General features: G+C 34.7%; 14 protein-coding genes. 4 read left to right on the top strand and 10 right to left on the bottom strand.

All coding sequences use genetic code 11. The features are described 5' to 3' along the window. The first annotated feature begins 2 nt into the window (after positions 1–2). Both ACNQGD_RS14360 and ACNQGD_RS14355 read left to right on the top strand, forming a co-directional pair. Positions 3–185, top strand: a complete 183-nt coding sequence (locus ACNQGD_RS14360) for a hypothetical protein (protein ID WP_417993759.1) — start codon at positions 3–5, stop codon at positions 183–185. Further along, a complete protein-coding gene (locus tag ACNQGD_RS14355) occupies positions 178–729 on the top strand; it encodes a Smr/MutS family protein (protein ID WP_417993758.1) in 552 nt (183 codons plus the stop codon). Before ACNQGD_RS14360 ends, ACNQGD_RS14355 begins: the two co-directional genes overlap by 8 nt. 139 nt (positions 730–868) lie before the next feature. On the opposite strand, the gene ACNQGD_RS14350 is transcribed toward ACNQGD_RS14355, so the two are convergent. Then, a complete protein-coding gene (locus ACNQGD_RS14350) occupies positions 869–1,813 on the bottom strand; it encodes a hypothetical protein (RefSeq protein WP_417999757.1) in 945 nt (314 codons plus the stop codon). 195 nt (positions 1,814–2,008) lie between these two features. On the opposite strand from ACNQGD_RS14350, the gene ACNQGD_RS14345 reads away from it, so the two are divergent. Both ACNQGD_RS14345 and ACNQGD_RS14340 read left to right on the top strand, forming a co-directional pair. Continuing rightward, positions 2,009–2,929, top strand: a complete 921-nt coding sequence (locus tag ACNQGD_RS14345; protein WP_417999756.1) for an EamA family transporter — start codon at positions 2,009–2,011, stop codon at positions 2,927–2,929. Between the two features lie 18 nt (positions 2,930–2,947). Beyond that, complete coding sequence (locus ACNQGD_RS14340) at positions 2,948–4,072, top strand: cysteine desulfurase family protein (protein WP_417999755.1); 1,125 nt, start codon at positions 2,948–2,950, stop codon at positions 4,070–4,072. Positions 4,073–4,177: 105 nt separating this feature from the next. Here the strand turns inward: ACNQGD_RS14340 and ACNQGD_RS14335 are convergent, their stop codons facing one another. From ACNQGD_RS14335 to ACNQGD_RS14295, 9 genes are all read right to left on the bottom strand, one after another. After that, positions 4,178–5,221: a glycoside hydrolase family 130 protein gene (locus ACNQGD_RS14335; RefSeq protein ID WP_417999754.1), complete on the bottom strand. Its 1,044-nt coding sequence runs from the start codon at positions 5,219–5,221 to the stop codon at positions 4,178–4,180. 20 nt (positions 5,222–5,241) lie between these two features. Beyond that, positions 5,242–6,240, bottom strand: coding sequence for an MlaD family protein (locus ACNQGD_RS14330; RefSeq protein WP_417999753.1), 999 nt, complete (start codon positions 6,238–6,240; stop codon positions 5,242–5,244). A gap of 8 nt (positions 6,241–6,248) precedes the next feature. Further along, entirely contained in the window at positions 6,249–7,001 is a 753-nt protein-coding gene (locus ACNQGD_RS14325; RefSeq protein WP_417997488.1) for an ABC transporter ATP-binding protein, read from the bottom strand. A gap of 6 nt (positions 7,002–7,007) precedes the next feature. Then, a complete protein-coding gene (locus ACNQGD_RS14320) occupies positions 7,008–7,790 on the bottom strand; it encodes an MlaE family ABC transporter permease (RefSeq protein ID WP_417993751.1) in 783 nt (260 codons plus the stop codon). A 224-nt stretch (positions 7,791–8,014) separates the two neighbouring features. Further along, the gene (locus tag ACNQGD_RS14315) at positions 8,015–10,606 is read right to left on the bottom strand and encodes a cation-translocating P-type ATPase (RefSeq protein WP_417999752.1); all 2,592 of its coding nucleotides are present in this window, start codon (positions 10,604–10,606) and stop codon (positions 8,015–8,017) included. Positions 10,607–10,654: 48 nt separating this feature from the next. Continuing rightward, entirely contained in the window at positions 10,655–10,948 is a 294-nt protein-coding gene (locus tag ACNQGD_RS14310) for a chaperone modulator CbpM (protein WP_417999751.1), read from the bottom strand. Further along, positions 10,945–11,850, bottom strand: coding sequence for a DnaJ C-terminal domain-containing protein (locus ACNQGD_RS14305; protein ID WP_417999750.1), 906 nt, complete (start codon positions 11,848–11,850; stop codon positions 10,945–10,947). The genes ACNQGD_RS14310 and ACNQGD_RS14305 overlap by 4 nt, the downstream gene beginning before the upstream one ends. Positions 11,851–11,904: 54 nt before the next feature. Next, the gene (locus ACNQGD_RS14300) at positions 11,905–12,477 is read right to left on the bottom strand and encodes a YceI family protein (protein ID WP_417993747.1); all 573 of its coding nucleotides are present in this window, start codon (positions 12,475–12,477) and stop codon (positions 11,905–11,907) included. Between the two features lie 256 nt (positions 12,478–12,733). Beyond that, positions 12,734–13,795 carry a reverse transcriptase domain-containing protein gene (locus ACNQGD_RS14295; protein ID WP_417999749.1) on the bottom strand — a complete coding sequence of 354 codons (1,062 nt, stop codon included), beginning with the start codon at positions 13,793–13,795 and terminating at the stop codon, positions 12,734–12,736. Positions 13,796–14,281: the final 486 nt, after the last annotated feature.

Raw genomic sequence — 14,281 nt, 5'->3', positions numbered from 1 at the left:
AGATGAGAAAGTTTATAATTCCAATAATGGTTGTGGCGATAACTGTTGCTTTATACGAGCAGGTGAGTGCCGAAAAAAATGTATATATAATGGTAATTGCAATTGTGGTTTTCATGATGGGAATGATGCAATTGAGTACCAAAACGCCAAGTAAAAATCAAGATAAAGAAGACGAAAATGTTTAATAAAGGAGATAAGGTTTCAGTGCTGGACGAAGCCATCAATGGAGTAGTGTTGTCAGTCAACGAAAAGCAAGTTACGATTGAAACGGAGGATGGATTTATGATGACATTTTTTGTCAATGAATTGATTAAAATAAACGATTCCAGTAACTTAATGGATTCTATCAGAAGAATTAATGTAAGTGAGGTTTCAAAAGAAAAAGAGATTCCAAAACCACGAAGTTTTGTTAAAGAAAAGAAATCAAAGCATGAAATTCCCGCTCCGGAGTTTGATTTACACATCGAAAAACTGGTGCCAAATAAACGCGGAATGTCGAACTATGACATTTTGAATTTGCAAACTGAAACGGCAAAGCGACATATAGAATTTGCGATTCGCAATCGCATTCCAAAGATTGTTTTTATTCACGGCGTAGGCGAAGGAGTTCTAAAAGCAGAGTTGGATTTTTTATTGGGTCGCTATGATAATATTGCTTTTCAAGAAGGAAATTATCAAAAATATGGTCAAGGCGCAACAGAAGTTTTTATCAAGCAAAGTGCTATGTAAATTTTATTTTAATTTTTAAAAGCTCAAAAAAAGGTCCGATTTTTAAGCAGTTTTCATTTGAAAATTTACTTAAAAACGGACCTTTTTTTTGGACTAAAAACGAATGTTTTTTGTCTCTAATTTTGCTTCTTATTTGGGATTAATTCGTAGTTAATAATTCACCGTAAATATAAGTATCGCCTAAAATAAAATCGCTGTTTCCTTTCTTCATTTTTGCTTTTTTAAGGACAACGGTGTGTTTGAAACCAGTTCCCAAAGTAGTAGTTGTTACCTCCACAATTCCGCTTTCGTTTGCCACTCCAGCCACCGCAATCCATTCTTCACTTACTGCAGGAGTTGCCGGAAAAGTAGTGTTGCAAAAATAAGCACCCGTTACTAAACCGGAGAATAAACGATAGGTAAGTTTGTTTTTTATATTGCTTATTAATCCAGTTCTTGGAGTATTTAGGGGTGTCGCTTCATTAACAATTAAAGCGGGATCAATGTCTAGAATAAGTGCTTCGCTGCTATTGTAATCATACAATTGTTTAGAAGAGCTGCATTGTTCAAGCGTCTTATTAAATGCAAAAGGTAAAGGAGTAGCGCTAATTACATAGTCGCCAAAAGGGAATGTTTCGTAAACTTGTGTCCCGTTACTTTTTACAAATGTGATATTTTTGAATGTAATATTATGATTATAACCTGTAATTTTAGTACTATTATCAGTGGTATTAGTTGTTTTGATAGCGGTAGTATTTATGACTATTTTTCCGCCAGAAGTAGTCCACTGATCCGTGACGATGGGAGTTGCCGGAGGTATTGATTCGCAGATTGTCAAATTGCTTACCAGACCATCATAAAAACGATAAAGAATGCGATTGGAACTACCGATACTTAATTCTTGTGAAGTGGTTTCCGTTGGGAAAGTAATTCCGGTTGCTTCAAAAATAAGCGCTTCACTCTCTTTAAGTTTATAAATGATGCTGTTTGTAGTACATTTTTGTGCGGTAACATCTTCAAAATTGATGTCTTCTTGAATTAAATCTCCATCATCACAACTGTTTAATAGTAATGCAAAAACCAACAAGCTAAGGACTCTTTTCATTTTTATAATATTTCTAACAAAAATAGAATTTTTAATTTGTTCCAATTGCATTCCCTTTTAAAAATAGATTATTTAACAGGATATTGGGTTTATAATGTAATAATTGTACTGTAAATGACAAATATAGGGTTGGTAGGATTGTAGTCATTTAAAGCCAATAGAATTTATTATCTTTGCACCAATTTAATACTGTTCATGAGACTTAACAAATATTATTCAGCTGCTTTTTTAGCTTTTTTTGTGTGGGGTTTTTTTAGTTTTGCTTTAAAACCGTTGCATAATTATCCTTCTTTGGATATTTTGTTTTATCGAGTGTTTTTTAGTGTGAGTACGATGGTATTAATCAATGTTGTTTTTCGAAGAAAAGTAATGCGACAAAATTGGAATCATTTCAAAAGTATCTCTTACAAGCAACAAAAAAGTGTTGTGATGTTGACACTTGGTGGTGGCGTATTTCTCTCCTCAAATTGGTTTGTTTACATTTATGTGATGAACCATGTCAGTGTAAATGCTGCTTCATTAGCCTATTTGATTTGTCCAATTGTGACAACTGTTTTTGCCTTTTTTATGCTGAACGAAACACTCACTAAATGGCAGTGGATTGCTGTTTCAATTAGTTCTTTTAGTTGTATTTTATTGTCATTCAACCATTTTCAGGATATATTTTACAGCCTTATTACTGCTGCTACCTATGCATTGTATCTAGTGAGTCAACGAAAAAATAACGATTTGGATAAATTTTTGGGTCTTACGATTCAATTGATTTTCACATCGCTTGTTCTCTTGCCTTTTTATCCAAAATACAGCGGAGCAATACCTACGGAGCCTTTGTTTTATACCTGTATGTTCCTTGTTGTTGTGTTTTTTACCATTATACCATTGTTTTTAAATCTCTATGCGCTCAAAGGAATTAACTCTTCGGCGGTAGGAATTATGATATATATTAACCCAATTATTAATTTTTTACTGGCCATCTTTTATTACAATGAGCAAGTAAGTTTCCTTCAATTGTTTTCTTATTTCCTAATTTTGATTTCCATAGTTGTTTTTAATGAAAGAATTCTCTTTTCCAGAAAAATGAAAAGGATTCCAACAGAAATAGAAGGCTTAAAATAATTTTATAATTTTCAAAAAATGAAAAAAGTATATCTAGATAACGCTTCTACAACTGCTGTTCGTGTCGAAGTAATTCAAGAAATGACCAAAGTAATGATGGAAGATTATGGGAATCCTTCCTCAACGCATAGTTTGGGTCGTGCCGCCAAAAGTATATTGGAACTTTCCAGAAAATCCATAGCTAAAAATTTAAATGCCACTGCACAGGAAATTATTTTTACATCGTGTGGTACCGAAGCTAATAATTGGATTCTTCGTTCTGCGGTTAAAGATTTACAGGTAAAACGAATTATAACCAGTAAAATAGAGCATCATGCAGTTTTATTTACGGCTTTAGTTTTAGAAAAAGAATACGATATTCAAATTGATTATGTGAATGTTAAACCAAATGGAGAAATTGATATTACACATTTAGTGGAATTACTTTCGGAAGAAAAGAAAACTTTGGTGAGCTTGATGCATGTGAATAATGAAACCGGAAATGTTTTAGATTTGGAACGAATTGGTCGTATTTGTCAAGAACACAACACCTTATTTCATTCTGATACGGTGCAATCCATTGGAAAAGCAACGATTGATTTACAAACCATTCCTGTTGATTTTATTGTGGCAAGCGCCCATAAATTTCATGGACCTAAAGGTGTTGGTTTTGCTTTTATTCGAAAAAATTCCGGGTTACAACCTTTGTTTTTCGGTGGAGAACAAGAAAAGGGATTGCGTGCCGGAACCGAAGCATTGCACCAAATTGCAGGTATGGCAAAAGCTTTGGAAATTTCCTATGCCAACTTAGAAACGGAACAGAAACATATTGAGGAGTTGAAAAGCTACTTGATTGCCCAACTCAAAATGGAATTTCCAGAATTTAAGATTAACGGAAATCCCAATGGGTTTTATACTGTTTTGAATATCCTTTTACCTTTTGCAGCAGCAAAAACGGCGATGATATTATTCCATTTAGACATGAAAGGAATTGCAGTTTCCCGAGGAAGTGCCTGTCAGTCTGGAAGTATAAAGCCTTCACACGTTTTAGTGGAAATGCTTTCTGTAGAAGATTTAAAAAAACCAAGTTTGCGCATATCGTTTAGTCATTTGAATACAAAAGAGGATATTGATTTACTTATTGATGCGTTAAAAAGTATTTAAAAAGATGAATGGTAATTTGAAAAAGTTGCTAAGCCGCATTTTATTGATGAATAGGGATTTATCAGTAACATTTTTACTCCTTTTTGAAGTTCCATGGTGCTTTTTCTAACATTGCTTTCTCAATTCAAGGAGTAATTCGTTAATATCTAATTTTGCTACGGCAACATGCTTATCAGCGACACCGTAATAGAGGTAAAGATCATTCCCAAATAAAGCATGACCGGTTGGGAATACAATATTTCTTACTTTGCCTTCTATTTCCCATTCCTTGGTAGGAGAAAATAGCGGATAAAGCAACCTAGAAAGTTCAATTTCGGGCTGGTCTAATTGTAGTAATGCTGCTCTGGCATGATATACTTTTCCTGTTGTAGTTTCCTCTACACCATGGTAGATTATCAACCAGCCAAATTCAGTTTCTATAGGTGGTCCGCCAGCTCCAATGTAGTTTACTTCATAAATGTCTTTTGGATCAAGTACAATATGATTGACAAGATTTTTAAGATAATCTTCCCAAAAAGATTCCGTTAAATCCTTCCAATCATCAAATTCCACAATCTGAATTCCAGGCCAAATGCGGTGCAATAAAACAAATTTTCCGTTTATTTTCCTTGGGAATAAAACTACATCTTTATCTCTGAGTAATCTGAGTTCGTCTTCCACTAATCCTATTTGAGCAAAAAGGTTATAGTATTGATGGTATTTTGGATTTAACTTATTTTTATTGATGTCACAAAAAGTTACAAAATTTTCATATTCTTGGTAATTTATGTTCGGAGTTATGATTCCATGTTTCTCAAAATGAATCAAATCCTTTGACGTGGCCAGTGCTCCCATTGCATTGATGCCATCATAAGCAGTATAGGTTATGTAATAAGTATCTTCAATTTTTACAATTCGGGCATCCTCTACACCATGTTTTTCGTAATCAAAGTCACGGGTTATCAATGGCTTTTCATGCCGTTCGGTAACTTTAAGTGGGCCATCCATTTTTGCATAACCTATGGTTGAGAAATTTCCGTGTTCTACTGCTCGGTATAAAACATGAATGGTATTTCCATCCTGATAAATACCGGGATTGAACACGCCACTATTTTCAAATTCATTGTCAGTAGGGCTTAGAATTATTCCTAATTTCTCTATTTTAACCATGATTCCATCTGTTTTACAGTTCAATATTTTTTATCCGTTTCTTCTTTCTTTGGTTCTTTATTTCTTGCTTTTTCCTGTTTTTTAAAATACCCCCGAAATAAAAAATTATGCTTCAAGGCTTCCATGTTTTCATTCAAACGGGAACTTGCTTGGTTAATATTTGTCATTGTAGAGTCTATTTTCCGAACAAATTGCGGATTATTCGAGAAGTAGTTTATAGCTCCTTTTCCATCTTTAATATTTGTAATTGTCGCATTTAGGTTGCTTACTACTTTATTTATTTCAGTGCTGGATTTGTCTAAATTGCGAATTACTGCTTTCATACCATTGGCAACAGCCGTATCTTTCAAAAAGCCTATCACATTATCTTTATTCTCTAAGGAAGAAAGGAGTCGGTTTAATTTTGTCACAGACTCCGAAGTTCCTTGTCCAGTACTTTTCAAGTACTGCATGGTTTGTTTCAGGTTATTGGCTAAAGTGGAATCTTTAATCAATACCCCCACCGTCCCGTTACCTTGATTTATTTCCTTTGTAATTTTAAGTAAATCAGCCGTAAGAAGCGCCGCATTTTTATTGGTCACACCAAGGGTATTCAGTAGATCATCCGTTCGGATTCGGCTCAATGATTGAATTTCATCCCCCGGATTCACAGTAGCTTCCATCCCTTTTCCGGGGATAATATTTATAATCATATTACCTACCAAACCATCAGAGCCTATCGTGGCAACAGCATTTTTTTTGATGTGAGGGAAAATGGTTTTATCTATGAGCATATCGACTTTTATGGTAGAGTCGTTAATCATTTCTATTCCCCTGACAGTGCCTACATTAATTCCGGAGTACCGTACATTATTCCCTAATTGTAAGCCGCTTACATTGTTGAAAACCGCTTTAAGATGATTGGTTTTTCCAAACATTTTTTGCTTGTCGCCAATGAAATACACTGCCAGTACAAATAGCGTTAATCCGATGATTACAAAAAGTCCAAGGCGTAGTTTCTGTGATGTCGTTTTTTCCATGTCTATTCTTATTTAAAGAAAGCTTGTACTTTAGGATCTGTTACCGTTGATAATTCCTCAAAAGTTCCTTCGATATAATTGATACCGTCTACCAATAAAATCATTCGGTTCGAAATCACTCTGGCGCAATCCACATCGTGTGTTATGATAATTGCCGAAGTGTTGTATTTTTTTTGGATAGACATCATTAGCAGTAAAATTTCCTTTGCCGTAATAGGATCTAAACCAGTAGTAGGTTCATCATAAAGAATTATTTTTGGCTGCAGAATTAAAGTTCTTGCCAAAGCGATTCTTCGTTTCATTCCTCCCGAAAGTTCTTCGGGCATTAAATTTATGGTATGAGCCAGCCCCACATTTTCTAAAGCTTCCATAACCAGTGGCGTGGTATCGGTTATTTTTCCAAATTTTTTTTTGTGGCGACGTAAGGGAAATTCTAAATTTTCCCTGACGGTCATAGAGTCATAAAGTGCGCTTCCCTGAAAAAGAAAACCCACTTCTGTCCGAAGGTCATCCAGTTCTTTCTGGCTGAGCTCACTAATATCTTTTCCCATTATTACTATGGTTCCGCTGTCATGTTCTTCTAATCCAATAAGGCATTTTATCATAACAGATTTTCCTGAACCTGATTTCCCCATGATGACCAGATTTTCTCCTTCATTCAAAACCATATTAAAACCATCCAAAACAGGATTATCACCATAGCTTTTTTTTAAGTCTTTGATTTCTATTATGGCCTTTTGATTTGGTATAGATGTATTCATAATCAGTTATAAATCATAAAAAATAGCAGTGATAAAAACAGCAATAAAATCAATAATAAACAATAGCATTGAGGTAAAAACTACAGCAGAATTAGCCGCTAAACCTACACCTGCAGTCCCTTTTTTACAATAATATCCTTTAAAACAACCCACTAACCCGATGGCAAAGCCAAAAAAGAACGTTTTAATGGTTGCCGGTATTAAATCCCCAAATTCCAACGCATCAAAAACTTGATTGTAATACAATAAAAAAGAAACATTCCCTTTTATGTTTTCTACTAAAAATGAACCAAAAATGGCAATGGTATCTCCAAAAAAAACCAAAATCGGAAGCATGAAAGTAGTCGCTAATATGCGGGTTACCACTAAATACTTGAAAGGATTTGTACCGGAAACTTCCATGGCATCAATTTGCTCTGTAACTCTCATAGAACCTAATTCAGCACCTATTCCAGAGCCAATACGACCAGCACAAATTAAAGCTGTTATGATGGGCCCAATTTCTCTGATAAGTGAAATACTTACCATTGACGGCATCCAGGAAACGGCTCCGAATTCCTGTAATGTGGGACGTGATTGTAAAGTGAATACTAAACCAATGATAAATCCTGTAACTGCAACAAGCAACAAGGAACGATTTCCCATATAAAAGCATTGTCTAAGGAACTCTTTGAATTCCGAAGGGCTTTTAAAAGCTTCTTTAAAAAAACGCCCGGCAAAATAGGAGAGTTCGCCAACTTCAAGTAAAAAACTTTTAAACAATTCGATTATTTTAAAAATACTATTCATTAGCAAATGAATTAATTTTTAATAGAAAAAAAGCTACTCAAATATACGATTATTTACCTGATTACCAGTATTTAAATAGGTTGTCAGGTTGTTTTTTTGAGGGTGTTGTCGAAAAAAAATGATTAAATAAATCCAGTTACTTTCTTAAATACCACTCTTTATCTCTTTGTTTATTAAAGTCCTGAATTTATTTACAAATCAAAAAAACACAGGAATTTGAGAGATTAAATGGTATTGTAACGTCTGTTTTTAATCCATTTTTCTATTTCTCCAGACCAAAATACGATGCTTGATGCCGCTAAGGTTAGTCCCAGTTCATATAAAGATAAAGGTTGGGTCTTAAAAATTTCGTTAAAGAAAGGTATGTAAATAATCATAAATTGAAGAACAATAGTTATCAATAGGGCACCAACCATAGGTCTGTTAGAAAAAAAACCAATTTTGAATATAGATTCACGCCCGGAACGAATGACCATTACATGTCCTAATTGACTAAAACAAAGCACCGTAAAAGCCATCGTTTGCCAATGAGCATTGGCGTTATATATAGCGTAGGCCTGCATTCCTATGGTGACGCAACCCATCAAAAAACCAATCCATAAAATGTGTAATGCCATCCCGTTTGAAAAAATATTTTTCTTCGGATTTCTGGGGGATCGTTTCATAATATTTGCTTCAGATGGTTCAGAGGCTAGTGCTAATCCAGGTAAACCGTCCGTTACCAGATTAATCCACAGAATGTGAATTGCCAATAGCGGAATGGGTAACCCAAAAAATGGAGCTAAAAAAATCGCCCATATTTCGCCTGAGTTTCCTGTCATAATGTATTTGATAAATTTTAGAATGTTGTCAAATATTTTTCTGCCGTATTTAACCGCAATAATAATGGTAGCAAAATTATCATCCAATAAAATCATGTGCGAGGCTTCTTTAGAAACTTCGGTTCCGTTGATTCCCATAGCAATACCAATATCAGCATTTTTTAAAGCCGGAGCATCATTTACACCATCGCCAGTCATTGCTACAAAATGATTTTTGGATTGTAAAGCATTAATGATTCTTAGTTTCTGTTCCGGATTTACACGGGCATATACTTTTACCTTTTCGACAATTTTTACAAACTCACTTTGTGTTAATGCTGTTAGTTCTGAACCCGTTAAAACGAGGTCGTCATCCGTGACAATAATGCCTAATTTTTCGGCAATTGCTTTGGCAGTCAGTTTGTGGTCACCTGTAATCATTACCGGAATAATACCGGCTTCCTTACATTCAGAAACTGCCTGTTTTGCTTCTTCTCGTGGGGGATCAATCATGCCTACAAACCCAATGAGTGTTAACTCATTTTCTATCAAATTAGCATGCGAAGTATCCGGTAAAGACGAAAGTGTTTTCATGGCGTACCCTAAAACCCGATATCCTTTTTCGGCCATTTCGTTGACCTTACGTTCAAATTCAGGTATACGTGATTTTTGATTGTCATTCAGTTTATGAAACAATACATCGACAGCCCCTTTTGTAATCACGATAATTTCACCATTAGAATTTTGGGTTTGATGCATTGTAGTCATGCATTTTCTTTTAGAATCGAAAGGCAATTCTGCAATTCTGGGCAATTTTAGTTCTAAATCTGAGCGATTCAAATTTTTATCGGATGCATATTGTACCAATGCCAGCTCAGTTGAATCTCCTAACCATTTTCCGTTATCCTCTTTTGTAACATCATTATTTAAAGCGATAGCGTGGAGCAATATGTTTTTTTCTTTAAAAAAAGGCTCATACTTTGTATCTGATGTTTCAAAAATTTCCTGCACGGTCATTTTATTCAACGTAAGAGTTCCTGTTTTATCAGAACAGATGTAAGTGACGGAACCCAAAGTTTCCACAGCCGGTAATTTTCGAATTAAGGCATTGCTTTTAGCTAATTTTTTGGCACCAAAAGCAAGTGCAATCGTAACTAATGCGGGTAAAGCTTCAGGAATTGCAGCAACAGCGAGTGAAATAGAAGTAATTAACATTGTCAAAACAGATTCTCCCCGCAACCATCCGATTAAGAAAATTATAGCACAGATAATAAGTATAATTACTGATAATCGTTTGCCAAAAGCTGCTAACCTCTTTTGTAAAGGCGTTGAGGTTTCATCAGTTTGAATCATTTTTGCGATGTGTCCAAGCTCCGTATGCATTCCTGTTGCAACAACATAAGCCAACGCCCGACCATTGGTAATATAGGTTCCTTTATAGCCCATATTAGTTTGGTCGCCAAGCGCATAATTTCCTTCGGGAAGTTCCTCTGGATTTTTTTCTACATTGTTTGATTCGCCCGTAAGTGCTGATTCATCTACTTTTATTTGATGGGTTTCAAAAAAACGGACATCAGCAGGAATAACATTTCCCGCTTCGAGCACCACTACATCACCAGGAACAATATCCGATGCTGGAAGATCAATTGTTTTTCCTTCACGTAAAATACGGGCATGGTTTGCTGCCATATTCTTTAATGCTTCCATTGCTTTTTCAGCCCGATATTCTTGGATTAATCCTACAGTGGCATTAATAATAATGATAGCAAGAATAATTATTGTATCCGTAAGATCACCTATTATGCCTGAGATAATTGCCGCTGCAATGAGGATGAGAATCATAAAATCAGATAACTGAGAAAGCACCATCTGTAGAATTGTCTTCTTCTTTTTATCTTCAATTTGATTTTTCCCATGTTCGCACAAGCGTTCTGACGCCGAAGTATCATCAATACCGGATGGAGTTGTATTTAGCAACTGTGTTATTTCTGATAGCGGTAGTAAATGCCAGTTCATATTTTTTACTTTTTACATTCAGTAAAAGGATATTGGGATTATTAAATCTCAATTTTCATACAAACGCAATCTATTTTTAGTGGAAACAAGCTCATTTTGCAAAGCATCAATTTTTTGCAATAGATTAAACACCACATCAATTCCTTCCATATTAATATCTAATTCCTGATGGATGCGTATCATTTTCTCTATTTCATAGATGGCATTCGGATGGATATATTGTGTTTCTTCGATTGTTTTTATTTCGAGCAAACCCATTTCGCTGAGGTTGTCAAAAAAGGAAAGTTCTACTTTATAATGAATGCATAATGCAGGTATCGGTATGAGGCTTTCTATGTTCATGATGTTCTTAACTTTGTGAGTTCCGTAAATAATTCTTTTTCTTTTTCGGTAATATTTGTGGGTATTTGCACTTGATAGGTAATGTATAAATCTCCAAATTCCCCTTCCTTTTTATAGACAGGAAATCCTTTTCCTTTCAGTTTTACTTTTGTTCCGTTTTGAGTTCCTGGTTTTACGGTTAGTTTTACTTTTCCGTCAAAAGTATCAGCAGTGATTTCGCCTCCCAATATGGCAGTATATAAATCTAAGGGAACAGTAGAGTAGAGGTTGTGTTTGTCTAACTTAAAGTTAGTATGATTTTCAATAGTGAAAGTAATGTACAAATCTCCTTTTGGGCCAGTGCCAGCGCCATCACCACCAAGCCCGCTAATTTTTATTTGCTGGCCATTTTCGACTCCGGCAGGAATAGTAATACGGATGTTTTTACCGTTAATTGTCAAGGTGCGTTTGTGGGTGGTGTACACGTCTTTTAGGTCAAGATGCAGTTCAGCATTAAAATCCTGACCCTTGAACTGTGCACTGCGACGACCTCCATTTCCTGACGTGCGACCTCCAAACATAGACTCAAAAAAATCAGAGAAATCTCCGCCGCTACTGAATCCTTCTCCTCCAAAACTATCTTGTTGGCCACCTCTATTATAGTGCTGTTGTTGTTTTGATTTTTCAAATTCCTCCGCATGTTGCCAGTTTTCGCCGTAGTCATCATATTTTTTACGATTCTCGGCGTGGCTCAATACTTCATTAGCCTCATTGATTTCCTTAAATTTTCTTTCGGCTTCCTTATCGTTGGGATTTAAGTCGGGATGGTATTTACGGGCCAGTTTTCGATAGGCCTTTTTAATCTCGGCTTCGGATGCTTTTTTATCTACTTCAAGAATCTTGTAATAGTCTATAAATGCCATCTGGATTGTTTTTATATAATTTGTAGGCTTTATTAATATTTTAATCGGAGGTATTTACTGTTTAATGAACTCACAATCTGCTTTAATTTGTACTTCATCACTAATCATTTTCGAAGGGAATTTGGAACCTACATTAAATTCAGAACGTTTTAAAACTCCGCTAAACTGGAAGCCTGCAGTGATTGCTTTTGATTGCTCATTCACTATAGTTCCTCTATACCACATCGTAATTATTGCCGGTTTTGTTATACCATGCAATGTGAGCGTACCTATAAGTTTATATTTATTCTTTCCGATTTTTTTTATGGAGATGCTTTTAAAAGTCATTTCTGGATATTTTTCTACGTCAAAGAAATCAGCACTTCGTAAATGATTATCACGCATTTCCACTTCGGTGTCAATAGAGTTAACATCAGTGGAAAGTTCAAATACTGCATCGCTAAAATCGGTTTTGTTAGTTGTTGCGGTTATCTCAAATTTTTTGAATAATCCCGCTATATCCGAAATACCATGATGCACGGTGCTAAAAGTAAGTTTTGAGTGCATTGGATCTGCTTTCCATGTTGTTTGTGCCAACATAAAAGTAGAGAAAAATAGTGTTGTGATAATGGTTGTTATTTTTTTCATGAGGTGTTATTTTTTAATTATTTGATAGGTTTTAAAGACATACGGACTTTGTAATCTTGCTTTTATCAATATCAATATGCATGAAAAGACAGCACAAATGATTGTGATTTTTAAACATTTTGCGCTATCAAATTTAATTAATTTTAGGTATTAAAACAGCAGCAAATAGCTTTATTTCAAGTGTTTGTGAAAATAAAAAAAACTCGAAAAGGAGTTTTTATGAAATATTTTTTTTACCAAGAATGTTTTTCAATTCTTATATTGGTAATAATTCGTCTTCCATAGCTTTTAAATTCTGTTTCTTTTTTAAATCTTTCAATATAGATTTATACTCTAAAAATTCGATGTCTTTTGGATTTATTTGTAGTACAAAATTTATTTTCCCAAATAAATGTTCGAGATAATTTTTTTGGTTAATTTCTTTGTATTCGCGGTGTTCCTCTAAACCAAATTTCTTGATATAATACATGGCTTGTCTTAAATCATTGCGTTTGTGGAATGCCACTTGCGGTTTTTCATTCACAACAATACCAGTCACGGTTTGGCGTGTATTGGCCGTCATGAGTTTAGTCTTGTTTTTATTGATGCGAAGGTTTAATTTTTCAACAGTTTGAATAACTTCATGGAGCAGTTTATTTTCCTCAAAATCCCCCGAAAAACTCATATCGTCAGCATAACGGGTATATCTTATTTTATGCAATTTGCAGTAAGCGGCAATCTCCGCATCGGCATCTTTAAAAATTAAATTCGAAAGATACGGACTTGTGGGTGCACCTTGAGGCAAAGTTCTGTCTCGGGTACATAATTTGGAGAGCAGTCTCGATACCATTTTAGAATATCCCAATTGATGAAACTCTTTTTCAACTAATTGAATAGTGATTGATTGGAAGAAATTTTCTAAGTCTAATGTATATACTTTAGACTGATTTTTATGGAATTTCAGGTTTTCTAGAAGGCTTACATTGGTTTTGTATGCTTTCGCAAAAGGGCTTATGGGAACTCTATTGAGGATATTTCTCAAAATCCAGATTTGGATTTCTTTCAAGCTTGGAAGCGGTTCAGAAATAAGTCGTTTTGTGCCATTTTTTTTTGAAATCTCAAAATCACGGTAAAAATAGCGGGGATAAACTGCCGCTTTTTTTAAGTATTCTTTCTTGTATCCCACCAAAAGTGATAAATGGGTTGGATTGTAAATAACCGGTACGTCATGTGTGAATAATACTTCGGCATAATCCAGACAACGTTGGATATTGGTCGGGGAATAGCCTAGTTTATGTGATTTTTCGGTAAAGGTTTCTTTGTATTGAGTAAAATCCATAGCGTTGAAATCGTTAATGGAGTAGGGACTATTCTGTCCCTAACCCCGATTAAGAATACCGGTTTAAAAGTTCGGAGCTCTGCGGAGAATCTTTTAAACCTGGTGCTTGAAAGAACATTCAATTACAGAGCAGTGACTCACGGCTCCGATGTTAACCTGAGCTAACAAATTTCGTTGAGAAATGAACTAAAAAAATAATTCATCCTGACTGGGAATAAACGCTGTTTTACTGCTTAATTTGGGAATTTTACTCTCCAAATCTTTTTGAATCCAATCCTCTTTTTTTTTAGTTTTTAGGTGGTGTGGCTTCATTGCTTTTTTTTATATAAAGTACTTATTACTAATGTCTTAAATGATTAAAATCATATATAAAGTTAATTAAAAATAATTTATTAACAGTACTAATAAGGATAATTTTATCAACAATAATTTTGATTTTAGAAACAGAATATACTTTTTTGTTTTTTACACAAAAATACTTTTAAC

The sequence above is a fragment of the Flavobacterium glucosi genome (assembly GCF_048286535.1).
Taxonomy (GTDB): Bacteria; Bacteroidota; Bacteroidia; order Flavobacteriales; family Flavobacteriaceae; genus Flavobacterium.
This window is presented reverse-complemented; position numbering and strand designations above follow the sequence as displayed.

Bases quoted from the DNA above. Each gene is read 5' to 3' on its own strand.
- ACNQGD_RS14360 (WP_417993759.1), top strand. From the start codon at position 3: ATGAGAAAGTTTATAATTCCAATAATGGTTGTGGCGATAACTGTTGCT.
- ACNQGD_RS14355 (WP_417993758.1), top strand. From the start codon at position 178: ATGTTTAATAAAGGAGATAAGGTTTCAGTGCTGGACGAAGCCATCAAT.
- ACNQGD_RS14350 (WP_417999757.1), bottom strand. From the start codon at position 1,813: ATGAAAAGAGTCCTTAGCTTGTTGGTTTTTGCATTACTATTAAACAGT.
- ACNQGD_RS14345 (WP_417999756.1), top strand. From the start codon at position 2,009: ATGAGACTTAACAAATATTATTCAGCTGCTTTTTTAGCTTTTTTTGTG.
- ACNQGD_RS14340 (WP_417999755.1), top strand. From the start codon at position 2,948: ATGAAAAAAGTATATCTAGATAACGCTTCTACAACTGCTGTTCGTGTC.
- ACNQGD_RS14335 (WP_417999754.1), bottom strand. From the start codon at position 5,221: ATGGTTAAAATAGAGAAATTAGGAATAATTCTAAGCCCTACTGACAAT.
- ACNQGD_RS14330 (WP_417999753.1), bottom strand. From the start codon at position 6,240: ATGGAAAAAACGACATCACAGAAACTACGCCTTGGACTTTTTGTAATC.
- ACNQGD_RS14325 (WP_417997488.1), bottom strand. From the start codon at position 7,001: ATGAATACATCTATACCAAATCAAAAGGCCATAATAGAAATCAAAGAC.
- ACNQGD_RS14320 (WP_417993751.1), bottom strand. From the start codon at position 7,790: ATGAATAGTATTTTTAAAATAATCGAATTGTTTAAAAGTTTTTTACTT.
- ACNQGD_RS14315 (WP_417999752.1), bottom strand. From the start codon at position 10,606: ATGAACTGGCATTTACTACCGCTATCAGAAATAACACAGTTGCTAAAT.
- ACNQGD_RS14310 (WP_417999751.1), bottom strand. From the start codon at position 10,948: ATGAACATAGAAAGCCTCATACCGATACCTGCATTATGCATTCATTAT.
- ACNQGD_RS14305 (WP_417999750.1), bottom strand. From the start codon at position 11,850: ATGGCATTTATAGACTATTACAAGATTCTTGAAGTAGATAAAAAAGCA.
- ACNQGD_RS14300 (WP_417993747.1), bottom strand. From the start codon at position 12,477: ATGAAAAAAATAACAACCATTATCACAACACTATTTTTCTCTACTTTT.
- ACNQGD_RS14295 (WP_417999749.1), bottom strand. From the start codon at position 13,795: ATGGATTTTACTCAATACAAAGAAACCTTTACCGAAAAATCACATAAA.